The sequence below is a fragment of the Endozoicomonas sp. genome (assembly GCF_031844845.1).
GTDB lineage: Bacteria > Pseudomonadota > Gammaproteobacteria > Pseudomonadales > Endozoicomonadaceae > Endozoicomonas.
Window position 1 is genome coordinate 1 of sequence record NZ_JAVRMB020000234.1, and the last position, 24,899, is coordinate 24,899.

Annotated in this window: 24 protein-coding genes; 4 read left to right on the forward strand and 20 right to left on the reverse strand. The window is 47.8% G+C overall.

Features of this window, described 5'->3' with window-relative positions; translation table 11 throughout:
* Positions 1–418: 418 nt before the first annotated feature.
* The 10 genes from RM811_RS12320 to RM811_RS12365 all read right to left on the reverse strand — a co-directional run bounded on the left by RM811_RS12320 (position 419) and on the right by RM811_RS12365 (position 10,592).
* Positions 419–748 carry a cupin domain-containing protein gene (locus RM811_RS12320; RefSeq protein ID WP_402524609.1) on the reverse strand — a complete coding sequence of 110 codons (330 nt, stop codon included), beginning with the start codon at positions 746–748 and terminating at the stop codon, positions 419–421.
* A gap of 18 nt (positions 749–766) precedes the next feature.
* The gene (gene der / locus RM811_RS12325) at positions 767–2,188 is read right to left on the reverse strand and encodes a ribosome biogenesis GTPase Der (RefSeq protein ID WP_402524612.1); all 1,422 of its coding nucleotides are present in this window, start codon (positions 2,186–2,188) and stop codon (positions 767–769) included.
* Positions 2,189–2,486: 298 nt separating this feature from the next.
* Positions 2,487–3,653, reverse strand: coding sequence for an outer membrane protein assembly factor BamB (gene bamB, locus RM811_RS12330; protein ID WP_402524615.1), 1,167 nt, complete (start codon positions 3,651–3,653; stop codon positions 2,487–2,489).
* Positions 3,654–3,657: 4 nt separating this feature from the next.
* Positions 3,658–4,386, reverse strand: a complete 729-nt coding sequence (locus RM811_RS12335; protein WP_402524617.1) for a YfgM family protein — start codon at positions 4,384–4,386, stop codon at positions 3,658–3,660.
* Positions 4,387–4,467: 81 nt separating this feature from the next.
* Positions 4,468–5,745 carry a histidine--tRNA ligase gene (hisS, locus tag RM811_RS12340; protein WP_402524619.1) on the reverse strand — a complete coding sequence of 426 codons (1,278 nt, stop codon included), beginning with the start codon at positions 5,743–5,745 and terminating at the stop codon, positions 4,468–4,470.
* A gap of 198 nt (positions 5,746–5,943) precedes the next feature.
* Positions 5,944–6,888: a helix-turn-helix domain-containing protein gene (locus RM811_RS12345; RefSeq protein ID WP_402524621.1), complete on the reverse strand. Its 945-nt coding sequence runs from the start codon at positions 6,886–6,888 to the stop codon at positions 5,944–5,946.
* A complete protein-coding gene (gene pilW, locus RM811_RS12350; RefSeq protein ID WP_402524624.1) occupies positions 6,881–7,642 on the reverse strand; it encodes a type IV pilus biogenesis/stability protein PilW in 762 nt (253 codons plus the stop codon). The genes RM811_RS12345 and pilW overlap by 8 nt, the downstream gene beginning before the upstream one ends.
* 125 nt (positions 7,643–7,767) lie before the next feature.
* Entirely contained in the window at positions 7,768–8,931 is a 1,164-nt protein-coding gene (rlmN, locus tag RM811_RS12355; protein WP_402524626.1) for a 23S rRNA (adenine(2503)-C(2))-methyltransferase RlmN, read from the reverse strand.
* A gap of 114 nt (positions 8,932–9,045) precedes the next feature.
* Positions 9,046–9,477, reverse strand: a complete 432-nt coding sequence (gene ndk, locus RM811_RS12360) for a nucleoside-diphosphate kinase (protein WP_402524629.1) — start codon at positions 9,475–9,477, stop codon at positions 9,046–9,048.
* A gap of 278 nt (positions 9,478–9,755) precedes the next feature.
* Positions 9,756–10,592: a matrixin family metalloprotease gene (locus RM811_RS12365; protein ID WP_402524631.1), complete on the reverse strand. Its 837-nt coding sequence runs from the start codon at positions 10,590–10,592 to the stop codon at positions 9,756–9,758.
* Between the two features lie 222 nt (positions 10,593–10,814).
* Between RM811_RS12365 and RM811_RS12370 the strand changes: the two genes are divergently transcribed.
* A complete protein-coding gene (locus RM811_RS12370; RefSeq protein ID WP_402524633.1) occupies positions 10,815–11,849 on the forward strand; it encodes a hypothetical protein in 1,035 nt (344 codons plus the stop codon).
* A 105-nt stretch (positions 11,850–11,954) separates the two neighbouring features.
* On the opposite strand, the gene iscX is transcribed toward RM811_RS12370, so the two are convergent.
* The 8 genes from iscX to iscR all read right to left on the reverse strand — a co-directional run bounded on the left by iscX (position 11,955) and on the right by iscR (position 17,787).
* Positions 11,955–12,158 (reverse strand): Fe-S cluster assembly protein IscX, encoded by a 204-nt coding sequence (gene iscX, locus RM811_RS12375; RefSeq protein WP_402524635.1) that lies wholly within the window; start codon positions 12,156–12,158, stop codon positions 11,955–11,957.
* A 38-nt stretch (positions 12,159–12,196) separates the two neighbouring features.
* Entirely contained in the window at positions 12,197–12,535 is a 339-nt protein-coding gene (fdx, locus tag RM811_RS12380) for an ISC system 2Fe-2S type ferredoxin (protein ID WP_402524637.1), read from the reverse strand.
* A 2-nt stretch (positions 12,536–12,537) separates the two neighbouring features.
* The gene (gene hscA, locus RM811_RS12385; RefSeq protein ID WP_402524639.1) at positions 12,538–14,409 is read right to left on the reverse strand and encodes a Fe-S protein assembly chaperone HscA; all 1,872 of its coding nucleotides are present in this window, start codon (positions 14,407–14,409) and stop codon (positions 12,538–12,540) included.
* 21 nt (positions 14,410–14,430) lie between these two features.
* Positions 14,431–14,973, reverse strand: coding sequence for a Fe-S protein assembly co-chaperone HscB (gene hscB, locus RM811_RS12390; RefSeq protein WP_402524640.1), 543 nt, complete (start codon positions 14,971–14,973; stop codon positions 14,431–14,433).
* Between the two features lie 155 nt (positions 14,974–15,128).
* Positions 15,129–15,458, reverse strand: coding sequence for an iron-sulfur cluster assembly protein IscA (gene iscA, locus RM811_RS12395; protein ID WP_402524642.1), 330 nt, complete (start codon positions 15,456–15,458; stop codon positions 15,129–15,131).
* A gap of 89 nt (positions 15,459–15,547) precedes the next feature.
* Positions 15,548–15,928, reverse strand: a complete 381-nt coding sequence (gene iscU / locus RM811_RS12400) for a Fe-S cluster assembly scaffold IscU (protein WP_402524644.1) — start codon at positions 15,926–15,928, stop codon at positions 15,548–15,550.
* A 65-nt stretch (positions 15,929–15,993) separates the two neighbouring features.
* On the reverse strand, positions 15,994–17,208 hold the full coding sequence (locus tag RM811_RS12405) for an IscS subfamily cysteine desulfurase (RefSeq protein ID WP_402524646.1): 1,215 nt from the start codon (positions 17,206–17,208) through the stop codon (positions 15,994–15,996).
* Between the two features lie 108 nt (positions 17,209–17,316).
* Positions 17,317–17,787 (reverse strand): Fe-S cluster assembly transcriptional regulator IscR, encoded by a 471-nt coding sequence (gene iscR / locus RM811_RS12410; protein WP_402524649.1) that lies wholly within the window; start codon positions 17,785–17,787, stop codon positions 17,317–17,319.
* 325 nt (positions 17,788–18,112) lie between these two features.
* Between iscR and RM811_RS12415 the strand changes: the two genes are divergently transcribed.
* Both RM811_RS12415 and RM811_RS12420 read left to right on the forward strand, forming a co-directional pair.
* Positions 18,113–18,331, forward strand: a complete 219-nt coding sequence (locus RM811_RS12415; protein ID WP_402524651.1) for a hypothetical protein — start codon at positions 18,113–18,115, stop codon at positions 18,329–18,331.
* Positions 18,332–18,388: 57 nt separating this feature from the next.
* A complete protein-coding gene (locus RM811_RS12420; protein WP_402524653.1) occupies positions 18,389–20,905 on the forward strand; it encodes a hypothetical protein in 2,517 nt (838 codons plus the stop codon).
* 194 nt (positions 20,906–21,099) lie between these two features.
* Here RM811_RS12420 and cysE read toward each other — a convergent pair whose 3' ends face one another.
* Together cysE and trmJ are read right to left on the reverse strand one after the other, a co-directional pair.
* Positions 21,100–21,921 (reverse strand): serine O-acetyltransferase, encoded by an 822-nt coding sequence (gene cysE, locus RM811_RS12425; protein ID WP_402524655.1) that lies wholly within the window; start codon positions 21,919–21,921, stop codon positions 21,100–21,102.
* A 153-nt stretch (positions 21,922–22,074) separates the two neighbouring features.
* A complete protein-coding gene (trmJ, locus tag RM811_RS12430) occupies positions 22,075–22,911 on the reverse strand; it encodes a tRNA (cytosine(32)/uridine(32)-2'-O)-methyltransferase TrmJ (RefSeq protein ID WP_402524657.1) in 837 nt (278 codons plus the stop codon).
* A gap of 294 nt (positions 22,912–23,205) precedes the next feature.
* On the opposite strand from trmJ, the gene RM811_RS12435 reads away from it, so the two are divergent.
* Positions 23,206–24,024 (forward strand): inositol monophosphatase family protein, encoded by an 819-nt coding sequence (locus tag RM811_RS12435; RefSeq protein WP_402524659.1) that lies wholly within the window; start codon positions 23,206–23,208, stop codon positions 24,022–24,024.
* The last annotated feature ends 875 nt before the right edge of the window (positions 24,025–24,899 follow it).

Genomic DNA, 24,899 nt, shown 5'->3' on the forward strand with positions numbered 1-24,899 from the left:
AACATGTTTGCGAAGAAAAATAGCCTTTTTTTTGTTGAAATCAGGAATGATCAGTTTTTTTGTGGCTGACTAATTAATCAGTCAAATAAATCAGCGAAATGACCATTACTATATATCAAGTATGGAAAGACGAAGTACTAGGCGAGGTTGTCGCAAAAGATCTTAAAAGCCGATTTATACCGTCGGCGTCATCATTTCCCCGCCTGCGAGGCTGTCGCAAAAGCCCTAAAAGAAGGGAACCACAAAGGCACAAAGACACAAAGTTTTTTTGGTTGTTCTCAGGCTACCCATGGAACAAACCAGACCCTTCTTTTCTTTGTGCCTTTGTGTCTTTGTGGTTCAAAGCTTAATCTACCTTTTGCGACAGGCTCCTTCGCGGGAATGACAGAGGACTGGTACTTTCTACAATACCACTACCCTAAGCACTGTGATTAAAGTGAATAGCCAGCCAGACGCTGTCTGCGCCTGACTCAGTTCTGGCTACCCGATGCCTGAGGCCAGCAGGTAGTAAAATATAGTCGCCGGGTTTAAGGGAGACTGACTCCTTACCCCCGTCAAACTCAAGTACTGCCGAGCCACTCAAAAGAAGAACCCACTCATCCAGAGACTGGTCATACCACTCCCCTTCCGTAGTGGTATGACCATGGGAAACAATCCGCTCGATTTTAATATCTCCAGACGCCAGAAGTGTTTCAAATAACTCTTCAGGCAGCTTCTCAGGAATATTCTCGAACAGATTGTTTTTCATCAATTAATTTCCCGACATTCAGGAGCGTTTTTTACGCTTCTCTTTAGCGAACTGAGCTGTCTTTTCAACCCGGCGCTTACGATGGGCCTGCCGCTCGTCTACTTCCTTACTGTCAGCATAAGGGTTATCACCGGAACGGAATTCTATCCGGATGGGAGTACCCATAATTTTCAGCACTTTGCGGAAGGTATTTTCCAGATAACGACGATAAGCGGCGGGAACCCGCTCGGTCTGATTACCATGAATAATAATCGTCGGCGGATTCATCCCCCCCGCATGACAGTAGCGCAGCTTAACCCTGTGGTTATTGACCATGGGCGGCTGGTGCTCTTTGACAGCATCCTCAAGAATTCGGGTCAGGCGGTTGGTTGACAATTTATTGGTGGCTGCCTTGTAAGCCTCTTCAATGGAATCGTAGAGGTTACCGACACCCGTACCATGTTTAGCCGAAATCATGTGGATTCGGGCGTAGTTAATAAAGCCAAGACGACGCTTCAACTCTATCTTAACGTTGGTTTTTTGTTCTTCCTCCATGCCATCCCACTTGTTCAGTGCAAGGACTACGGCACGGCCAGCATCCAGCACAAAACCCAGAAGATGAAGATCCTGCTCAACAATACCTTCACGGGCATCCAGAACCAGAACCACCACATTGGCATCTTCAATGGCCTGCAGCGCCTTGATCACCGAGAATTTTTCGACGGTTTCAGAGACTTTGCCACGTCGACGAACGCCGGCAGTATCAATCAGCGTGTAATCCTGACCAAATCGCTCATAAGGGATATAAACACTGTCACGAGTCGTTCCCGCCTCGTCGTAGACCACCACACGATCTTCACCCAGCATACGGTTGACCAGTGTCGACTTACCAACGTTCGGCCTGCCCACAATACCAATCTTGATTCCCCGGGGCTTGACCGAAGCCTCATCCGACTCATCCGACTCACCATCGGTACACGCCAGCAGAACGTCATCAATCATGCTACTGACGCCACGACCGTGAACGGCGGCAATATGATAAGCACCAGCAATGCCCAGAGAAGCAAAGTCAGTTTCAGCCTGCTCAGCATCAATCCGGTCAACCTTATTCAGCACCAGGTGATATTTCTTCCCCTGCTTGCGAAGATGCAAGGAAATCATTTCATCGGCAGCGGTCAAACCAGCACGGGCATCCACCAGAAACAGCACGACATCCGCTTCTGAAATGGCCAGCAGAGACTGCTCAGCCATCGCTGAGTCAATCCCCTCTTCATCCCCGGAAATACCACCGGTATCAACGACAATGTATGGGTGTGAGCCAACCTTGCCCTCACCGTATTTTCGGTCACGGGTTAATCCGGCCACATTGGCAACCAAAGCATCCCGGGAGCGAGTCAGTTGGTTGAACAGCGTGGACTTACCCACATTGGGTCTGCCCACCAGGGCAATTACAGGTACCATAAGATTTACCACAAATTACAAAATGCGCAGTTAGGGAAGCTGCACTTTAAAAGATACCCGCTTATTTTCGCCACGGAGACACAAAGGCACGGAGAAGAGCTTTTAAAAGCTGTTCTTTTCTCTGTGTCTCCGTGCCTCCGTGGCAAAGAACGGTATATTCTGGCTTGCCACTTCCCTTAATGCGCCGGTTACTGCATGAAAATCAGTAAAACCGAAATTGAAAACGGGCTGAACCCGATTAAGAGTTCAGCCCGACAGCTTTCTGAAACAATGAAATGAGTGAACAGCTGTTCGCCATTTACTCAGAAGCTTTTTCCTTCAAAGCAACCAGTTCACCATCAGCCGACAACACCAGAATCAGTTCACCATCCACAAGAGGTTGCGCCTTAATGGCAGAAGAATCCGCTTTAAAACGGCCTGCCTGACTACCATCAACCTGTGACAGCAAATGGAGATAACCCTCTCCATCACCCACTACCACATAGCTGCTGAAAGCAATCGGTGCAGACAGCTGACGAAACTCAAAATCTTCCTGACGCCAGTTAGATGCCCCGGTTCTCTGATCAATAGAGCTGACATAGCTGTCTTCACTGCTCAGATAAACAGAACCAAAACCTTCCGTCATGGCTTCATAACTGGACAACTCTTTTGACCAGCGGACACGGCCGGTATAAAGATCCAGTCCGGCAACATTACCCTGAAAGCTGACAAAGAAAATCGTGTCACCCACAATCAGTGGCGCGCCTTTAATATCAACCATTCGCTCAAGCTCAGTACTGCCTTTTGGTGCAGCTACCCGCGAACTCCAGAGGGGTGCCCCATTTTCGAGACGGAAAGCCTTGGCCTCACCACTGGAAAAACCGGTAAAAACAGCCTCACGGAACATCAATGGCGAAGCAGATCCTCTCAAGGTCAGAGCAGGTTGAAGTGCCTCTTGCCGCCACAGATACTTACCCGATTCAGCATCAAGCACAGTCAGACGGTCATCAATACTCTGAACAGCAACATAGAGTCCGTCGGTCACCGGAGCACTGAGAATCTCACTGCTCACCCGGGCTCGCCACAGCTCATCACCGGTTTCCTGACTCAGGACAATCACTTCACCATCCAGTGTACCCAGTAGCACCATGCCGGCATTGGCACTGACACCACCACCCACCCGGGTATCAAGCTTTCGCTTCCAGAGTTCTTTGCCAGTATCACGCGCCAGGGCCAATACCGTACCTTGTGAACCGGAGACAAAGACTTTATCGCCATCCATCGCAGGCTTCAGGCTTTCAAAACGATTGCCCACACCTTTGCCGACACCTCTGGACCAGACCTTGACCAGCTCAACCTTTTCTTCAGCAATCGTCTGGAGAGGCTTAGGCGTTCTCACCTCCTCGTCATCCGATGAAAAAAGACTGCAGGCAGAGAGCCCCAGCATCAGCAGAAGAATTAAAGAGCCCCTGAATAACCTCTCCATTACGTTACCCCTCCTGAGGTGGCTGTGTTTCATCGCGCTTTTCATCACCAGCAGGCGGAAGCGATGCCAGATCGTCCAATTTAAGCTGCAGCAATGGACGGTTCAGACCGTTTTCCTGCGCTGAATCCACTGCTTTCCGGTAGGCCATTTCTGCCTGCTTTCGATCACCCAAAGCAAGGTAAGCATCCCCTTTTGCTGACTCCACGGTAGCCTCATAAGACTTGCCCGCATTCAGTGTTGTCAGCATATCAAGTACCTGCTGACCATTCCCGGAAGACTCGCTCAACAACACCCGGGCGAGGCGTACGCTGGCCGTAGTCTGGATTTCCGGTACTGGTTTCTGCGCCAGAACCCACTCAAGAGAAGCACGGGCAGCACTCAGTTGATTATCCTGAACCTGCTGCTGAGCCAGAAAGAGCGTTGCATAGGCAGCATACTGGCTATCCGCATAATCGTTTTTCAGCGAGGAAACTACATGATTGACTGTCGCTTTTTGCTCTTCCGACAGCGGAGGAACAGAAAACTGGTTCTGCTGTTCAACCGACAATGTATCCAGCAAATTCTGATAAAGCGAAGAAGCCTCAGCGATAGTCTGATGCTGCATCTTCTGCCAGTATTTGTATCCGGAAACTGCAGCCAGGGTAATTGCAATACCCAGCACCGCAGGCTGACCATAGTCTTTCCATAGATTTTTAAGCAGTTCCACCTGCTCTTCATCAGATTGGTAACTCACCCTTCACTCCTGACTTCTTTCCTGAAAACCGTTATCAGAGTGCTTATTCAACCAATAAGCGACTTTCTGAAAACCGGCATTCTATAATATTTTCTGCAAATATCCGGCGACTTCGGTTATTGGCATCTGCTGCTGTTCAGTACCTGTTCTCAGAGGTTTGACAGTCACCACACCTGCTTTCAGCTCATCTTCACCAAGAATAAGAGCATAGGCAGCACCACTGCGATCCGCACGCTTCATTTGTGCCTTAAAACCACCGCCACCGCAATTCATCAGAATCTTAAGGTCTGGCAGTGCATCACGCAGACGCTCTATAACCGGCAAAACTCTATGACCGACACCATCACCAACAGCGACTACCGCGAGATCAACACGATTAGAAACGTTTTCCGGTATCAGCTGAAGTGTTTCCAGCATCAACACCAGACGCTCAATGCCCATGGCAAAACCAACGGCCGGTGCGGGCTTGCCACCCAGCATCTCAACCAGGGCATCATAGCGACCGCCGGCACACACCGTTCCCTGGGATCCCAGACTCTCTGTCACCCATTCAAAAACGGTTCTTCCGTAGTAATCAAGACCTCGTACCAGTCTTGGGTTCACCCGGTAGGCGATACCTGCCTCATCAAGAATCTGCTTAAGCTGGTCAAAGTGGATTTTGGACTCTTCATCCAGGTAATCAAATAACTCCGGTGCATCAGCAATAATTTCCCGGGTTTTATGATCCTTGCTATCAAGAATTCGCAGGGGATTAATGGTCAGGCGACGTCGACTGTCCTCATCCAGCTCTGCTTCATAATCCTTGAGGTAAGCAACAAGGGCTTCACGATAACGGGTACGTGCTTCAAGTGTCCCAAGAGTATTCAGCTCCAGTGTCACATGCTCTGACAGACCAAGTTTCTGCCAGAATCTGGCGGTCATCAGAATCAGCTCCGCATCAATATCAGACCCCGTCATACCATAGGCTTCAACACTGATTTGATGAAACTGGCGATAACGACCTTTTTGCGGCCGCTCATAGCGGAACATTGGACCAGAGGTCCAGAGGCGCTGAATCTGATTGTAAAACAAACCCTGCTGAATACCGGCACGAACAACCCCGGCAGTAGCCTCCGGGCGAAGCGAGAGCTTGTCACCGTTGCGATCTTCAAAGGTGTACATCTCTTTCTCTACAATATCAGTACCAGTGCCAATGCCCCGGCTGAACAGTGCAGAGCTTTCAACAACAGGAACCCGTATCTCCTGATAACCATAAGAGGTCAGAACTGAGCGTACCTGCTGCTCAAGGTACTGCCAGACTGGCGTCTGTTCGGGAAGAATATCGTTCATCCCACGGATGGCTTGAAGCTGTTTGCCCAAGTTCTAATGCCCTCTACCTATATACACCACATAACATCACCCGGCTCGTCCGGGATAGAAGAGATGGCGGTTCGCAATCAAAAGCAGGCAACTATAACCGTTAACGCCTTTCTGTGACAATCCCACAGCCCATTCATCAAAAAGGATCCATGGGATAAGGGATATATTCACAGAAAGGGTAAAATCAAGAGCGCTTACTCATCCCTGACCATTGCCAGTCAACAGAACACTGGCAACCCGGGTTCTGGTATTCGGCTTTGAGACCGGTTTACCATCCAAAAGGATAGTCTCTACACCGGCGGTATTGCCAAAACGGACACTGACAGGAGGGAAAACATCCAGATTAATAGAGGTTCCAGCTTTCTGCACCGTTGAAACCAGAATTTCTCCGGTAGCGTCTTTGATCTCTACCCAACAATCACCAGAGAAATCAATGACGAGTTCTTTGCCCAGTTTAGCCATGATCTTCGCGGCATCTTCTGCTGTGGCATCAACGATTTCTGTATTCTCAATATTGATTGGTGGAAACTCAGGCTCTTCTACCATCTGCCCGGGCTCTTCTTCAGCTGGTTCTGGCTCTACTGTTTCAGAGACAGTAGTGGAAGTGAATTCCTCAGCCGTTTTTTCCACCTCTACCGGCGCCACCTGAACATTACTGTTAATTATCTCAGGAGATTCAGAAACCTCTTCAACCATCGCAAACTCTGCAACAGGCTCAGCATCCAACCAATAATTCCAGAGGTAATAGCTCAGACCGCCAAGGGAAACCACCAGCACCAGAGCCAGTGCATGAACCGGTGAAGGGGCGCTGTGCGCACGCAGCGGGTTCACTTTTCGGGTGCCCTTCAAACGGGGAGTATCAACACCATCACGACCAATATAACGGTCAAATTCTTTAACCAGCTGTTCTCCACTAAGACCAACCAGCCTGGCATAGTTGCGGATATAGCCACGCACAAAAGCCGACTGGGGCAGTACATCAAACGTACTTTCCTCAATGGCTCGAACATAAGTGTCAGTAATTTTCAGGCTCTCTGCAACTTCCGCAACGGAGAGTCCCTGAGCGTTTCGCGCCTCAGCCAGTATGGTACCCGGTGAAACAGACTGACCGGATTCTTCCAAGTGAATATCTTGATCACTCATACCCCAATCGACTCCGATATTGCTTCAGCTCCGCAGAGCCGGGATAAAGTCTTTCCAACTGCATTGCATAACTGGCCACTTTGCTTTGAGCACCATTTGCCGTTGCCAGATCAATGCCCAAAAGCAGGCTACGGGCGTTCTGTCCAGAGGCCACATCAAAAGCCTGATAATACTGCCACGCCTTATGGAGGTCACCTTCATCTTTATAGATGGCAGCAAGCTCAAGATTCGCTCTTGGCAGATTGCTGTTCAAGCGGAGAGCCCGGGTGAAATTCTCAGCAGCCAGTGAAGGCTTATCCAGCCGCAAAGCCACTCTCCCCATATTTTCAAAGATGCGATTGCGTCGGGCATAAGAAACATCTTGAGAGGCCAGTTCAAACTGGCGATAAGCCTCTTCCAGACGGTTTCTGGATAACAGAAACGCGCCGAAATTATTACGGATGTCAGAGGCATCAGAATCAATGGCAAGCGCCCTGTTAAATGACTGTTCTGCCAGTCGATCTTCACCTTGCCGTTGAAAAACAACACCCAACAGACCATGTACACTGGCTGAATCGGGCTCGATTTCCAAAGCCCGCTCAAGGGGCTTAACGGCTCTCGCCGTATAACCGGCTTCCAGATACCCCACGGAAAGGTTCATATAATCCACCACTGCCCTGTTTTCATTGAAAGGCTGACCATCAGTGGTGACACAGCCAGTCAGTACCAGTGATACAGAAAACAGTAATGCAATGGATTTCGTTCTGCCCCCCATGCTCATCCCCACATAAAACGTGCTTCAAATAAATTCAGGTATTTGTCGGACTTGAAACTTCGGTTCGATAAATTTTCATACCCATTTATCGCAACAAAACAGGTCAGTCTCGATCCAGCAGGCTCCTAGATCTGCCTGGCTGCTATGTAGCGCTCACTGCGACGGGTTTTGTCCATCACATCGCCAACCAGCTGACCACAGGCGGCAGCAATATCACCACCTCTGGTTTTTCTTACGGTGACATTAAAACCAGCCAGCTGCAAACTTTCCTGAAAACGTCTCACTGCATTATTACTGGGCCTTTCATATCCCGAATGAGGAAATGGATTGAAAGGAATCAGGTTTAACTTACAAGGCATGTCTTTCAGCAAAGCAATCAACTGTTCAGCATGTTCAGGCTGGTCATTAATACCAGCCAGCAGCGTATATTCGATCGTAACCACCCGCTTGCTGTCCGTCAAACTGTTCATGTAATGATGAATAGCCTCCAGCAATTGATCCAGCGGATACTTCCGGTTGATGGGAACCAGCTGATTTCTCAGTTCATTATTAGCCGCATGGAGGGAGACGGCCAATGAGACATTCGATACTCCACTCAGTTTCTTCAAAGCAGGAACAACGCCAGAAGTACTCAACGTCACCCGTCGTTTTGAAAGCCCATAGCCAAGGTCGTCCATCATCAGATCCATGGCATCAACGACGTTGTCAAAGTTCATTAATGGTTCGCCCATACCCATCATCACCACATTGGTAATGGAGCGATCCATTTTGGCGGGCACATTACCAAAATATCGGGCAGCCACCCACACCTGACCGATAATTTCCGCAACGGTCAGGTCAGAGTTAAACCCCTGCTTGCCGGTAGAACAAAAACTGCAGTCTAATGAGCAGCCTGCCTGAGAGGAAACGCACAGGGTTCCACGACCATTATCGGGAATATAGACCGTTTCAACGCAGCTTCCGCTGGCAACACGCACTACCCACTTGCAGGTACCGTCTTCAGAAAAATGGCTACTGACCACCTCTGGCCCACGAATCTCGGCAATGGCCTTGAGCCGCTCTCTGAGGGACTTGCTGACATTACTCATATCATCGAAATTATCGACACGATGATGATGAACCCACTTCAGAACCTGTTCAGCACGAAACTTTTTCTCGCCAATACTGAGAAAGAAGGCCTCCATTTTTGCACGGGAGAGACCTAACAGGTTGACTTTTTCCTGCTCACCTGATTGCTCGCCAGCAAGTTCGCTGGCCTGATCGATAGATGGCTCGATCAATTCTGACATCTTAATACCTCAAAGCCATCAGAAGGCTTCCCTCCTGATGGCTCAATATACATATATACGCACAGCCCCGTACACTGCCGGGCCATCACACGAATGAGTGACAGCCTGTTTCAGTCAGCGCGTCCTGGGGCAAATCTCCGGATCTTCGAAGAAATAGGCGACTTCACGTTCCGCAGACACCGTTGAATCGGAGCCGTGGACTGCATTTTCATCGATAGTTTCAGCAAAATCGGCACGCACAGTACCTGCTGCTGCATCTTTGGGGTTAGTTGCCCCCATCAGTTCCCGGTGCAGTGCTACCGCATTATCCCCTTCAAGGACAGAGACAACCACCGGGCCTGACGTCATAAATGAGACCAGATCACGGTAAAATGGACGATCTTTATGCTCAGCATAAAAACCACCCGCCTGATCTCCAGAAAGATGAAGCATTTTGGTGGCAACAATACTCAACCCTGCCTGCTCAAATCGAACAAGGATTTTACCGATGACACTCTTGGCTACTGCATCAGGTTTTATAATGGATAAAGTGCGCTCTACCGCCATTACGATCTCCAGATTGTCATTATCGTGCCCTTACGGGATTATTATTACTTATTAAAAACGTACGACTCTCGCAACTGTCCTTAGCTGGAGTTCTGGCAGCATTGTATACAATAGAGTCAGTTCCTTATACCCCAAGATAACAAAAAACAGCGTTTAAGAGCTAATCAGGACTTTACCAGCAGGCACAAACTGAAACACTATCGCTGGCTCAAGATAACAACAATAACAAAGTTCCGCCCTTTGCTAATCGAGCCTTTCAGCACCCGAGTCTCTCGGAATTATAACCTCCGGGGGGCAGAAATCCTGGCTGCAGCTCTCCCTTCCCAGGATTCGTGATAACGACCCATATGATGGTAAGGTGTCACCAGAACAATGGGCGTGCCATTAACCTCAGTCAGTCGACCACTCCAGACCACCTCATAGAGTTTTTTCAAATCTGAAACATCGTCCTGGGTCAACTGAGATTTATCGCCATAATTCATAATGGTGAAGGGGTTATGGGTACCAAAGATCTCACTGGGCCAGGCGGTTTCGCTGATTTGCGCAAAGAAGTGGCGCAAACCAAAGATGTGGCCAGTTTCATGAATCAACGTACTGACCTGCTCTTTTCGGCTCATGGAAAACAGCACCGGATAAAGCTCCAGATGATGTCGGCCGGAATCCGGAAAAAAAGCCCGGGCCAGCACACAGCCATTTTCACTGCAGTCATCGGCGTGGTTAACCACAATTTCAAAATCCCAGGTATCCGAGCGCTCACTGAACTTAACGGGCGCAGCCTCTCCCCAGCCCAGCAAAGCCTCCGAAAGTAGCTTCCTGACAGTGCGTTTCACCGAGTTCGGGTGCTGAAAAAAACTCAGTGCATGCTCATTAAAACGCCAGCGGAGATTGACCCCTTCTTCCCATAGGGGAATAAAACCCTCGGAGGCATCCAGCACCAGCTCTTCCGGGTTACGCCCCCGGGGCGTAGAAAACCCACGGTTATCGGTAATGCAGATCCGGTTTTCACCGTAAACATGAACCGTTGACAATGCCGGTGGAGCCGCTGATGACTCATCATCAGGATCAACCCGCAGGGCAAATACATGACCCGGTTTAGGAGAACGATCAGAATTCATATTTTCACCAAACACGAAAAAGGCAGAGTGTTTCTACTGACGAATTTTCACAGTATAGGAGAGCAAATTAGAAAACGATGGTCTAACTTCTCACTACAGAATTGAAAGCAGCGCGACAAAAATCTATCGCAGATGGCTCTTCCTGATAGTAAGATTTTCATCCTCGTGTACGGGATTACTATGTATTAAAAACGTACGATTCTGTAACGTACTTACGCCCCAATGAAACTCTTTAACGAAAAAACTGTCTATAAAAAAATCAGTATAAGGAGACTATTTATGCACTCTGTCGGTCAGCCCCCCCTTCAGTACAAACAAACAGATAACCAACAACAACTGCTGAACACTTACGCCAAAACAAAGCCTCTCACGCATCACCTAATGCCACACAAAAAGGTTGAAACAACAACCGTCCTGGGAAATACATTAACCCTGAAAATCCCCAGAGGGTATCTATTTGATGGCAGCGATCTAAGAACGGGAGCATCCAACGAAATCAACAGTATTTCTATCGGGGAAAGGAAGGCAAAGTTAACAACCGTTGCTGATGCTTATCTGGTTGCAGGGAAATCAACTTACCGCGCTTTCGCTATCGCAGCAGTGACTGCAGCAGCGACGGCAGCGACTGCAGCAGGCATCATAACATCCACAATTTTCTTGCCCTATGGTTATCCAATACTAGCAGGCTTAAGCTTACTAATGCCTGGAGTAATTTGCGAAATTGAACGCACGGTCAATGCCAAACAAACCAGAGAACTAATGGAAAGCATTCTTGCTGAGAATGATATCAATCCATCAGATACTCTGGATAAAATCAATTTCCGCCAAATGGATCTTCAAACGGAAAACGCACCTGAATTAACCCCCATGAGGAATAGAAGCCTGAATTTTCTAACACTGCCCATAAATACAGAAAATACAAGAACACACCTGCAGCATGTGTTTGCCCGCAATAATGACCAGCTTACAAAACTGAATAGTATACTTTCGGATTCCTCAAATTTTCATCACTGCCCGATAGATAACGATACTGAAGGAGGGAGTTTCCATGAACGGGGCTGGAGAAACATTCTGGGGCTATGCATAGAACCAGACTTACAACCCGAAAATGACGAAATGCCCAGTGAAACCGAACCTTTCCTTTCAACATCCAGACCAGAAGAAAACCCCGAACACACTAAAGTTATATACAACATTCAAAATGAGCTCGTCAAAGCCCAGGTACACCACCCCTTCAACGAACTCAGCCCGAACTGAGTCCTAATTGGAGAAGAGCCAGGTTATTTAAGGACAGCTACCAACACCACCGCAGTAACAACCTATCCGGCGGAATGACTTCAATCCACCGAATGCAACCTCATATTAACTTTCTGACTCCTCAATCCAGGCCATCTGAATGGCCTCCAGGATTTTCTCACCACAACGATCAGGCTCATCATCAAAATCGTCCAGCGCCAGCACCCAGCTTCTCAAATCCACAAAATTGACAAATGTGGGATCAACCTCCGGATGCGCCTCGTAGAGTTCAATGGCCACATCATAAATATCTGCCCACTTTAAACTCATACTATTGCCCTCTCCTGATCTTGAATGACAGCCATTAATTAATGACGCTCTGAAACCTGATTAATCGTGTACCTGGGAATTTCCACCACCAGATCTTTATCACCCACAACCGCCTGACAACTTAACCGGGACTCCGGCTCCAGTCCCCAGGCCTTATCCAGCAGGTCATCTTCGAGCTCATCGGCTTCTGCCAAACTGTCGTAACCTTCCCGGACAATGACATGACAGGTAGTACAGGCACAGGATTTCTCACAGGCATGTTCAATCTCAACACCATTATTCAAAGCCGCGTCACAGACCGTCACACCGGGTTCTACATCAATAACAGCCCCCTCCGGACACAATTCTTCATGAGGCAGGAAAACAATACGAGTCATAATCAGAACTTCTCCAAATCATCTACTTTCAGTCCGGAAAGCGCCTGACGAATCCCCTGGTTCATTCGACGGGCAGCAAATTCCTCACTGGACTGACCAATATGTTCAATTTCACTGGCTATCGACTTCCCATCACCAGCCTGACGACACTGCTTTAACGACTCAAGGTCTGCCAATAAAGTAGTATATTCACCGTCACTCAACAGATATCTGCCATCCTTTTCCAGCGCAACGGTGAGCGCCTCAATCACACGATCCGCCTCTACCTGCTGTTCACGCAGGGCACGCAAATCTTTATCATCACCGGCGTGCTCAAAAGAGTCCGTCAACATCCGGGAAATTTCAGTATCACTGAGACCATAAGAAGGTTTCACCTGAATGCTGCTTTTAACGCCGGTAGACAATTCTTCCGCGGCAACACCGAGAAGGCCATCCGCATCCACCTGAAAGGTCACACGAATCTTGGCCCCACCGGCTGGCATGGGAGGAATCCCCCGCAGCTCAAAACGGGCAAGAGAGCGGTTATCCCGGATCAACTCCCGCTCACCCTGAAACACATGAATAGCCATCGCTGTCTGGCCATCCTTGTAGGTTGTAAACTCCTGGGCGCGGCTGACTGGAATAGTGGTATTACGATGAATTACCTTTTCCATCAACCCACCCATGGTCTCCAGCCCAAGGGAGAGAGGAATAACATCCAGCAGCAACATATCTTCTGCAGACTTATTACCTGCCAGAACATTGGCCTGAAGGGCGGCGCCAACAGCGACCACTTTATCCGGGTCAATGGTGGTCAAAGGTGGATGCCCTGAGAAGGTCTCAACCCGCTGACGAACTCTCGGCACGCGGGTTGAGCCACCCACCATCACCACTTCATCGATATCGCTGGTTTTAAGCCCCGCATCCCTGAGCGCCCGTTTGAAGGCACGAACAGTACGATCAATCAATGGATCAACCATCTCATCAAACCGATTACGGGTAAGCGTTCCTGTCCACTCACCAAAACTGGCATCAACTTCTGAGTGACTACTTAACGCTTCCTTTACCCGACAGGCTTCAACCATCGCTTCACGTAACTGGAGTGTGTTAATGGTGGATTCATCCACGCCTGCCTGACGAAGCATCCAGCGAGCCAGCACACGGTCGAAGTCATCACCACCCAGCGCTGTATCACCACCGGTGGCCATCACTTCGAAAACACCTTTTTCAAGGCGTAGAATGGAAATATCGAAAGTTCCTCCACCGAGGTCATAAACCGCTATAACACCTTCCCCACCCTGATCCAGACCATAAGCAACCGCTGCAGCAGTGGGCTCATTCAGCAATCGATAAACTTTCAGGCCGGCCAGTTTCGCTGCATCTTTTGTTGCCTGTCTCTGTGCATCATCAAAGTAGGCCGGCACAGTGATAACAGCACCATCCAGTGCCCCATCGAGGGTTTCTTCTGCACGACCCACCAGCGAACGAAGAATCTCAGCAGACACCTCTACCGGGCTGACATCCCCACGGCGGGTTTTGATAAAGGGCATCCCTTCGCCCTGAGAACCAGTAACAAACTGATAGGGCAGCACACCACCAAGGGCATCAACATCTTCAAGGCCGCGCCCCATCATCCGCTTAACGGAAACAATGGTATTTTCCGGGTCAATCAGAGATGAGGCCTTTGCAGCAACACCAACCTCAACACCCTGCTCGCCATAATGAACCACAGAAGGCAGTATATGATGTCCATCTCTATCGGGAAGTGTCTCAGCAACACCGGAACGAACCGTAGCCACCAGGGAGTTGGTTGTCCCCAGGTCAATACCTACCGCCCGTTTATTTTCATGAGGTTCGGGAGCCTGTCCCGGCTCGGAAATCTGCAGTAACGCCATATCTGCCTCTTCTCTTCCTAACTAGCCGTCCAATAACTCGGATTTCAGCTGTTCCAGTTCAGCCGACAGCTTTACCATGAACTGCATCTTTCTTACAACGGTTTCTGCCTGATCCAGCTCCTGATCACTACCGGATAACCAGCACGCTTCAAACTGCAGAAAACACCCATCAAAATCGCGATCAACCCGATCAACCAGACGCTCAAGCTCCTTTTCAGGATCTGACTGGGATTTAATGTCAGAAACAGCTTCACGCAACGCCATTTGCTCCATCAAAAACTGTGGATCCATAATGGTACTGCGTTCCATATCAACATCGCGGCCAGCAAGTTTTAAAAGATAAATAGCCCTGTTCAATGGCTGTTTCAGGATATTAAACGCCTCGTTAACCCAGGATGCATACTGCACTGAAAGCCGCTGCTGACGTTCACTATCCCCGGCAAACCGATCCGGGTGAACCGCCCTCTGCAACGCCCGATACTGACTGGCAAGCCGCTGCTGATCAACCTGACAGGAAACAGGCAATTCAAAAAGTTCAAAATAGTTCTTGGTTAGGTCAACCACAACGCCATCAAATCCCAAATCAGTGGTTTAGAAACAAATAAGGCCCGACCAGTTTCAACCAGTCGAACCAAAAAACCGCTGCCCGTTGCCCACTACCCGAAAAAGCCAAACTTATCTTTTTCGGGAAACGGGCAACGGGCAACGGACAGCGGCTGTCAAGCATCAATATTAAAGCTTTCACCGCAACCACACTCACTGGCAGCATTTGGGTTATTAAACTGCAACCCTTCGTTGAGCCCTTCTTTGACAAAATCCAGCTCTGTACCATCGAGATAAACCAGACTTTTAGGATCAACAAACACTTTAACCTCGTGATCTGCAAAAACCTGATCACCCTCATCAACCACATCCACAAATTCCAGGACGTAGGCCATACCAGAGCAACCGGACGTACGCACGCCTAACCGAATACCCAGCCCTTTACCTCGTCGGTTCAGCTGGCCTTCGATATGTCGAGCAGCCGCTTCGGTTATGGTAATTGCCATTAAATACTCCATCCACTTCCGGGAAAACGATTGATTTCCCCGGCTTTAAGTCTGTTCTGCTTAACTTCAGGGCTTTTTTATATACCTGTTCAGGACTGTTTTGACCGGTAATCGTCAATAGCTGCCTTGATAGCATCTTCCGCCAAAACAGAACAATGAATTTTTACCGGAGGCAGAGACAGCTCTTCAACAATATCGGTATTTTTGATGGTTGCTGCTTCGTCCAGAGTCTTGCCTTTCATCCACTCCGTTGCCAGAGAGCTGGAAGCAATTGCAGAACCACAGCCATAGGTTTTAAAACGGGCATCTTCAATCACGCCCTCATCATTAACCTGAATCTGCAGACGCATAACATCACCGCACGCCGGAGCACCCACCATACCTGTGCCTACATTCTGGGAATCCTGGTCGAGTTTACCCACGTTGCGGGGATGTTCGTAGTGATCGATAACCTTTTCGCTGTATGCCATTTTCCTATCCTCCGGGACAGTTCACTTAAGTGCCCTGCCCTAAATGTTTGTTAACCCTGAGCCTGTCAGTGCGCAACCCACTCAACCTGGCTTAAATCGACGCCATCCTTAAACATATCCCAGAGCGGAGACAGCTCACGAAGCTTAACTACCGCAGAGCGGATCTGTTCAACGGCGTGATCCACCTCTTCTTCAGTGGTGAAACGGCCAAGACTGATTCTCAGGGAACTGTGCGCCAGTTCATCACTCAAACCCAATGCTCTCAACACATAAGAAGGCTCAAGACTGGCTGAAGTGCAGGCGGAGCCGGAAGATACGGCAATATCTTTCAGCGCCATAATCAGAGACTCACCTTCAACAAACGCAAAACTGATATTCAGAATTCCCGGTACACGCTGCTCAAGAGAGCCATTAACATGAACCTCTTCCAGATCGGAAAGCTGAGAAAGCACTCGATTTTTCAACGTTGTCAGACGAGCTCTTTCAGAATCCATCTCGGCAGCAGCGATACGACAAGCCTCACCTATACCAACAATCTGGTGTGTCGGCAGAGTACCGGAGCGCATACCACGCTCATGACCACCCCCGTGCATCTGAGCTTCAAGACGCACACGAGGCTTACGGCGCACATAGAGGGCACCCATACCCTTAGGCCCATAGATTTTGTGAGCTGAGATGGAAAGCAGGTCGACCTTCATGGCTTCCATATCCAGTGGAATCTTACCGGTACTCTGGGCCGCGTCCACATGAAAAATAATCTTACGGGCGCGGGTCAGCTCACCAATCGCTGCAATATCGTTGATAACGCCAATTTCATTATTGACGTGCATCAGGCTAACCAGAATGGTGTCATCACGCAGGGCCTTTTCCACCATCTCAGGGGTAATCAGCCCTTCGCTGTCAGGGTCCAGATAGGTAACCTCGTAACCTTCTCTCTCAAGCTGACGACAAGTGTCCAATACAGCCTTATGCTCAATTCGGGAAGTGACAATGTGCTTGCCCTTTTTACTGTAAAAACGGGCGACACCTTTAATGGCCAGGTTATCCGACTCTGTGGCACCAGAAGTCCAGACAATCTCTCTGGGATCCGCATGAATAAGATCGGCAACTTGACGACGGGCGTCTTCAACAGCCTCTTCAGCACGCCAGCCGAAAACATGAGAGCGCGAAGCAGGGTTACCGAAATTACCTTCAGGAGAGAGGCATTGAATCATTTTTTCAGCCACTCTCGGGTCAACCGGTGTTGTTGCGGAATAATCGAGATAAATAGGTAATTTCATCTGGTACATCTCCAGGCGGTCAGTACGCTCAACGCCCTTGATTCGCAAAGGGTTAAAATTATCATGCTTTCACACCAAACGCTTCTTTAAAACAGCCTAAAAAAGTCCTCATAGAATGGTGTCAGCGGCAATTTTGTTATCCTGCTGCTCATCCTGACGAATGGCAACATTTTGCACTTCCCTGCGTGCAACAAGATCAGCCAGGCTGATCCCTCCAAGGAACGAATGAATCTGCTCACTCAGATCCTGCCACAAGTGATGGGTAAGGCAGGTTACGCCTTTCTGGCAGCCACCGGAACCCCGGCACTTGGTCGCGTCCACGGATTCATTGACTGCATCAATCACCTGAGCTACATAAATCATTTCGGTACCACGGCTTAGCCGATACCCTCCCCCGGGGCCCCGCACACTGCAAACCAGATCTCCACGACGAAGCCTGGAAAACAGCTGTTCAAGGTAAGAGAGAGAGATTCCCTGACGATCCGATATATCTGCGAGACAAACCGGCCCCTGATTGGTATGAAGCGCCAGGTCCAGCATGGCAGTCACCGCATAACGTCCTTTGGTCGTCAATCTCATAAAGCATCCCTCTTGCTATTAAGGCAGAGATATCACTCTTGTAAGTCCCCAGGCACTTTAAGCCCAAAACTCCAGACTGCGACTCTCCCGGCAGCCAAAACCTGCCCGAACTCAAGGTATCTGGGCTAAATTATGAAATACCTTAGTAAAATAGTCAACTATTAGAGATAGAACTCGAGCAGATAATGAAACTGAGTGAAAATATCAAAAGATTTTAAAAAGCGATTTAATATAAATTCTCGGCATTTTATAGAAAATAAAGCGAACTTTCAAAAACACTTTCCCTGCAAACAGAATCAAGCCGTCCCATCAGCAACCGCACTTCATGGCGCTGTTTACGTTATTAGTGGAAACCTTCTCAGACAAGCTAAATTGCCCCATTTTTGTGGTCAAACCCTCATCTGAAGCTCCTAAACCAGGGATTCCACTTTTATCTTCAACAGCGCCGCACTTCATCGTTGTCAATATAACTAACCAAAGTGTTAATCCGGGAACGTTTATGGATAAAACCGGTCAAAACGATCATCTCGAAGACGAATATTGATCAATAAACAATAAAAATCTGGAAACCAAAGGATTGAAACCAAAGGATTGAAACCAAATGACTATGTCAACCACCACTTATAACCAAATCCGCGGATATTTGAGCTCAGGACACTACCAAATAGATCAGAGTAACCGCAAACCCTATATGACTGTTAACGAGGAATTATTTACACGCTCAAAAAAGGTTGTCTGCATAATTGACGGCAGAATCCAGGTACAAACAACCAATCTTAACAATATCTCTATTGCGCAAAACACTTACGGTATGTTGCAAGCCCATTTTCAATGTTCACAAAGCAGAACAGTGGCTACTGCATCAACCTTTTCCGAACCCTACTTACTCACCCGGACAAGAGCACCCGTACAAGATTTTCAAAGAGTTTCAGGTCAGAAATCATACCGGCCTCAACCAACACCCAATACAGAACTCAGCGAAGCGCAACTAAAGATCCTCCACACTTATTTCATCGAGTCAAAAGCCTACTTCAACGATGACATAAAAGCATTAACACCTCTGTATGGATCAGGATGCTTTGAACCCAAGAAGGATGGCGGATTTACATTTTCAGCCATCCAAGCTCCTCTCAATGGATACCAGACTATAAAAAAACAATATAACACCTGGATTCAGAATAAGACCGCTCAGGAGCCCCTGACCAACAAGCCTTTTAACAATACAAAAGATACAAGTTATGCCAGTGACAGACAGAATCGAACAAAAAATCGAACAAAAGTTCGAATGTTTCAGCCACTGCTTGAGACAGGTACTCATCACATTTCAGCACCTCAAAACACGCCAGTATTAAGTCAAACAATGGCATGGAGCAATTCTCCATCAACCTTTACTCAATCCAAATCTTATAAGGAACGATCAAAACAAAACACCCCGACTACCAACACGGCACAACCATCCCACGCCCCCTTTAACTCATGCACTCTCCAGACCAATACAGAGGAGGCAAGTGCAACCTATCCTCACCACAATAAAAGAGCCATCTTCTCAAGTACAACATCTGAAGCTCCTCTCACGAAAGAACACTGCCAATACCTTAAAACCCTTATAGAAAACAAAGATGACCGCGCTTTCTTTAACGACAAGATAAAAGCGATCACATCATATGATGAGCAGATGTACCACATACCCAGCAGTGACGGTAAATTCACGATCAGCTTGACCAGAGCGCAGCTTCCAAACTACGAAACAATAAAAAAGAATTTCCTAAACTGGTATAAAACATCTCCTGCCAGCTCCAGAATGAGTCCAGTTAATGCGATACCCGCAGAAACATGCCGGAGAAAACTGCCAATCAATCAACCGCAAAATGATCCTATTCAACGGTCTCATATAAATACAACAGGATCTTTTGCACAGCCTTATAATTTTACAAAAAAAAATCCAGGCCCTACCGTTAAACACACGCTGACAAAACCAATTCGGCCACAAGGTCAACCCGCGAGTGAGATCCCAAAAAAAATCCAGGAGTTTCTAGTTAAAATAAATACTGAAATTGACAAAATTGAAATCCCTGATAGCCCTATGCTTAACAGGGAGGCAAATTTGGACCGGAAAGAAAAACTTCGTGCTGAACTCAAACACAAGTTTGCTCTCTACAGGGAGCAGTTCAATAACCAGAAAACACACAAGACAACACAGGATCTGCAAGAAGATTTTGCCAAACTGAAAGAGATGCAGAGAAGTATGTATTTCGCAGTTCTTTCGCCTCAGGCAAAGCCCATGGATTTGGTTTTAAGAGGCATAAAAAACAGGGGTTATGACTGTCGACCCAACGCACAAAATCAGTATGAAATTCACAATCAATACTACCTGTTTTTTGTGACTGCTTACCAGTTAATAGGAGAGACAGCCCTTAATTTAACAGAAAAACCAACTTCAACTTTTAGTGCTAATAAGCAGTACCAAAAAGAGTGCCAGAGTATTAAGAAGGAAATTTCCTCTCTTGAAACACAGATGGAAAATTTAAAGAGCGATAATGTTAAGAAGAAAATGATTATTGAAAAATATAAAAACTATCCTCACCTCGAAGATTATCAACGAGCAAAACAGGGCATTGATCTGAATGAAATTAATATAAAAACAATAGATTTAAAATTAGAAACCAAAAAATCATTAATAAAACGCAAAGAATCACATGAAGTAGAAGATCTACGCTCAAAAGAGCTTGAAAAAGCCAAAAAATGGAGTGAATTTTACAAGCACCAGTTATCAAGAGAAAACAAAAACATTCGCGATCTTCCAGAACCATTTGGAAATAAGATTAACCGCGGAAACAATTTCCCTGAATACCTCTTTAATGTTCCTGCACTCTTACATTTCAATTATATTTATATTCCTAAAAACGATATACAAAATGTATTACGCCAGCCTTGGACAGCAATCAATATTGACATGAATGGAACGCATTTAAAGACCCTTGTAAAACAGCAAGATGGCTCAATAGCTGACATTAGTGACCAGACTGTTACTGAAAGAAAATATAAAAATGTTGACGATGTGATTAAATATTGCACTGTGCCAGGCTGCAAGTGGGGTTTGCGCCACAGGCCTTACTAGTACATCATTTCATTGGCTTTGACGTGCTCAGTTGAGGCTGAGCGGAGTCGAAGGATGGTGCCACAGCACTTCGATACTTCGACAAACTCAGCACTCAGTGCGAACGGAGTCCGGACACGTCAATTTCATTGAAACCCTGTTTATCGTTAATGCCATGACGGGCCAGGGCGCAGCCAGCATATATAACGCGTTCTTCACTCAGTAACTGCTTCGCGGCTTTCCTTCTTAACCGCTTCAAAATCCTCTTTCTTCAATTCAGGCAATGGCCGCACCTTGCACTCAAGGCCATTGTCCTTCAAAACCTTGCATAAGGTATCAAAGCGGGAATCCACTTCATGGAGGTGATCCAGCATGGCAGAAATCGCATGAGCTATCGGGTCGGGCATTTCAGAAGTAACCGCATAGGCGTCAAAGCCCATTTTTTCAGCCATTTTTTCAGCATTGGCATGACGGCGTTCACCTTCACTGTCAACGGCTTCAGCCTTTTTAACAATCCTGCCGGGAATACCCACCACAGTAGCGCCAGGGGGAACCTCCCTTACCACCACAGCATTTGACCCAATTCTGGCGTCTTCGCCCACCACAAATGGGCCAAGCACTTTGGCACCTGCACCGACAACAACACCACTAGCCAACGTCGGATGCCGTTTACCCTGATTGGCGGGATGATCCTTCCCCTTATTCGGAGAAGTCCCACCCAGCGTCACGCCATGATAAAGCGTTACATCATCATGAATCACTGCCGTTTCACCAATCACAACACCCATACCATGATCGATAAAAAAACGACGACCAATGGTTGCTCCCGGGTGGATTTCTATGCCGGTTAACCAGCGGTTAAATGTTGAAAGCGTTCGCCCCACCCAGAGAAAGCCGGACTTCCACAGCTTGTGAGAAACCCGATGAAGCAATAGAGCATGGAGCCCGGGGTAATTGGTAATAACCTCAAAAGTGCTGCGGGCGGCCGGATCACGGGCCATTACGGTTTTAACATCTTCTTTTAATCGCTCAAACATGGTCTGCGCCTGTCTGTTATCACCCTTTCCTGACGACGGGAAGTTTAGTATCAATATTCAGCAACACAAAACATCCCTCCATCTTAAAAGCTTCCGATACATGACCAGCAATATACAGAAGCCCCCATCACTGCTTTAAGATGCAGCCGTCGTTTACTCACTCTTTATGTCAGACATGTCTAACGCCAGACATCGCTGAGTTTCTGATAAAACCCCTCTCAAAATACTCAACTCAACACGATCTGGCCGAACCCGACCATAAAGACGACGCAGTTTCGCCATAATCTTCTCATGACTGCCGTGATCCAGAAAACCAATCTCCATCAGCACCTGGTGCAGATGCTCATAGTAGCGTTCCATATCATCCATGGTCGCCAGTTCATGACTACGAGGCACAGGCATTTGCAAAGCATCACTATTCATAAGCTGCGTCATTCTTAACTCATAACTCATCACCTGAACCGCAGCACCGAGATTCAACGAACTAAAATCTTCGTTAGTGGGAATATGAACCTGAAGATGACAACGTTGCAGCTGCTCATTGGTTAACCCTTTATCTTCACGGCCAAAAATCAGGGCAACTCTCTGCACTGCCGCTTCATTGATAATACGTTGGGCGCAGGTACGAGGATCAACCAACGGTAGAGACACGCCTCTTACCCGGGCACTGGTACCCACCACAAACTGGCAATCAGCCAGAGCCTCATCCAGCGTTTCACAAATTCTGGCATTCTTCAGAACATCATCAGCACCGGAGGCCAGCGCAGTCGCCGTACCCGATGGAAAGTCATCAGGTGCCACCAGACATAACTGGCTCAACCCCATGGTTTTCATAGCCCGGGCTGCCGCCCCGATATTACCGGGGTGAGAAGGGTTAACCAGCACTATGGAAATATTTTCGGAAAAACTTTCAGATAAAGTCTCGGATAAAAAGTCGGGCACCGCAGGAATCTCTGGCTGTATGTAGTAACAACCCGCCAGTTTACTCAAATTACCGCCGATTCCAAGCCCCTTATGTCACCCTCCATGCCACCCTCTAGTCACAACAGTAAAACTACTGACAAGTCAGAGTGCTCGCTCCATTGCAAGTTAAGGGGCATCCTGTCAAAATCTGCCCCAAATTTTTTATGGAAATGCTGCTCATTCTAACGATGCGGGCAATTTCATGGTTCCGGGTGAGCGGTACTTTCTGCTCATGGCTGCTTGGGATACAAAAGGATCAATGAATCCTGTATAATCTCGCCCCCGATTCGATCTTTCACAGTTCAGACGTAATTCAAGCCTATGCAACCGATGGTTAACATGGCGCTGCGTGCAGCGCGTCAGGCCGGCGATATTATTGCCCGCGCCTACAAGGATCTCGATCACGTAAACATCGAGTTCAAAAGCCGTAACGATTTTGTCACCGAGGTGGACAAGGCTGCCGAGAAGATCATTATTGACTCATTGAGCAAAACCTATCCCGACCACGGTTTTTACGGTGAAGAAACCGGACACCGTGAAGGCAAAGGCGAAGGCAAAGATTACCTCTGGATTATCGACCCCCTGGATGGCACCACCAACTTCATTAATCGTATACCCCATTTCGCCGTTTCTATTGCCGTTCAATACCGTGGACGCCTTGAGCACGCCGTTATCGTGGACCCTATCAAAGAAGAAGAGTACTGCGCCAGCCGTGGCCATGGTGCCACTATGAACAGCAAGCGTCTTCGTGTTGGCAATCGCAGAAACCTTGAAGGCGCCCTCATTGGCACCGGCATCCCATTTATGAGCCCGGGCATCAACCACCTGGACAGCTACCTTAATATGATGCGAGCAATGATTGGCGATACCGCAGGCATTCGCCGTGCCGGTTCTGCTGCTCTTGATCTGGCTTATGTCGCCGCTGGCCGCCTGGATGCATTCTGGGAAATCGGCCTGCAGGATTACGATATGGCGGCAGGAATTCTGATGATTCAGGAATCAGGCGGACTGGTAGGAGACTTCAAAGGTGGACACACCTACATGAAGAACAACCAGATTGTTGCTGGCAACAGCGGCTGTTTTAAAGAAGTGTTGAAGCGAATCAGACCGTTCGTTACAGAAGGCATGTTCCGCCACTGATCTACTGAAAAGTCTACTGAAAAGTCTACTGAAAAGTCTACTGAAAAGTCTACTGAAAAGTCTACTGAAAAGTGAGGCTATTACGCCTCACTTTACTTAGCTCGTCGATGCTGAAAAACCAGAAAGCCTGCATAAAACAACCCGATTTCCACACCATCAGCCACCGTATCCCCCAGCGAAAAAGCCCGATATCCGGTTTGCCCCCGCAAGACCTCAATTAACACCCCAAAAATGTACAGGGTTATTTATTTTCCTTTAACACGCGATGCCCGTGTTAAATATGTCGTGTAAATTTTATAGTTGAATGATGGCAATTCCAGTGCAAATAACAGATATCGAAAATGCTGACCAAAATACTTCCAGATATCTTTATCGTTATGCTTGCCAACCCACTTACCAACGATTTCCATAGTAATCGTCTCACTGTCTGTAAGAGCTCAGTTCCAGATAAGTGCTGGTACTTTACCTGAAGTCGTTCAAAGCCTGATGTATAGGGATCTTAGGGGAGTGGCATTGTAGAAAGTACCAACCCTCCGTCATTCTCGCGAAGACGGGAATCTACCACGCAGTGGATCACCGCCTTCGCGGGGACGACGGTGGTAGATTCTTAAATTGCAGCCTCGCTTCCCTTAATGCATTCAGGTAATCCCTTGTTATTGCTGGCATGGGTACTTATCCTGAACTGAGCCGTCTGTAAGCTTGGGTGGATGGCCGCTGGCAGGTATTGGTGAGGGAACACTTGGGTTACTGATATTAAAATAACCATAGAAAACGTGACAAAAATCATGCGAGGAGCACGCGCCAAGTGGAAAATTGAGAATGAAACGTTTAACACACTGAAAACACAAGAATACAACCTGGAACACAACTACGGA

Excerpts from the sequence above, each read along its gene's own strand:
- RM811_RS12320 (WP_402524609.1), bottom strand. The coding sequence starts at position 748 with ATGAAAAACAATCTGTTCGAGAATATTCCTGAGAAGCTGCCTGAAGAG.
- der (WP_402524612.1), bottom strand. The coding sequence starts at position 2,188 with ATGGTACCTGTAATTGCCCTGGTGGGCAGACCCAATGTGGGTAAGTCC.
- bamB (WP_402524615.1), bottom strand. The coding sequence starts at position 3,653 with ATGGAGAGGTTATTCAGGGGCTCTTTAATTCTTCTGCTGATGCTGGGG.
- RM811_RS12345 (WP_402524621.1), bottom strand. The coding sequence starts at position 6,888 with ATGAGTGATCAAGATATTCACTTGGAAGAATCCGGTCAGTCTGTTTCA.
- pilW (WP_402524624.1), bottom strand. The coding sequence starts at position 7,642 with ATGGGGGGCAGAACGAAATCCATTGCATTACTGTTTTCTGTATCACTG.
- rlmN (WP_402524626.1), bottom strand. The coding sequence starts at position 8,931 with ATGTCAGAATTGATCGAGCCATCTATCGATCAGGCCAGCGAACTTGCT.
- ndk (WP_402524629.1), bottom strand. The coding sequence starts at position 9,477 with ATGGCGGTAGAGCGCACTTTATCCATTATAAAACCTGATGCAGTAGCC.
- RM811_RS12365 (WP_402524631.1), bottom strand. The coding sequence starts at position 10,592 with ATGAATTCTGATCGTTCTCCTAAACCGGGTCATGTATTTGCCCTGCGG.
- RM811_RS12370 (WP_402524633.1), top strand. The coding sequence starts at position 10,815 with ATGAAACTCTTTAACGAAAAAACTGTCTATAAAAAAATCAGTATAAGG.
- iscX (WP_402524635.1), bottom strand. The coding sequence starts at position 12,158 with ATGAGTTTAAAGTGGGCAGATATTTATGATGTGGCCATTGAACTCTAC.
- fdx (WP_402524637.1), bottom strand. The coding sequence starts at position 12,535 with ATGACTCGTATTGTTTTCCTGCCTCATGAAGAATTGTGTCCGGAGGGG.
- hscA (WP_402524639.1), bottom strand. The coding sequence starts at position 14,409 with ATGGCGTTACTGCAGATTTCCGAGCCGGGACAGGCTCCCGAACCTCAT.
- iscA (WP_402524642.1), bottom strand. The coding sequence starts at position 15,458 with ATGGCAATTACCATAACCGAAGCGGCTGCTCGACATATCGAAGGCCAG.
- iscU (WP_402524644.1), bottom strand. The coding sequence starts at position 15,928 with ATGGCATACAGCGAAAAGGTTATCGATCACTACGAACATCCCCGCAAC.
- RM811_RS12405 (WP_402524646.1), bottom strand. The coding sequence starts at position 17,208 with ATGAAATTACCTATTTATCTCGATTATTCCGCAACAACACCGGTTGAC.
- iscR (WP_402524649.1), bottom strand. The coding sequence starts at position 17,787 with ATGAGATTGACGACCAAAGGACGTTATGCGGTGACTGCCATGCTGGAC.
- RM811_RS12415 (WP_402524651.1), top strand. The coding sequence starts at position 18,113 with ATGGCGCTGTTTACGTTATTAGTGGAAACCTTCTCAGACAAGCTAAAT.
- RM811_RS12420 (WP_402524653.1), top strand. The coding sequence starts at position 18,389 with ATGACTATGTCAACCACCACTTATAACCAAATCCGCGGATATTTGAGC.
- cysE (WP_402524655.1), bottom strand. The coding sequence starts at position 21,921 with ATGTTTGAGCGATTAAAAGAAGATGTTAAAACCGTAATGGCCCGTGAT.
- RM811_RS12435 (WP_402524659.1), top strand. The coding sequence starts at position 23,206 with ATGCAACCGATGGTTAACATGGCGCTGCGTGCAGCGCGTCAGGCCGGC.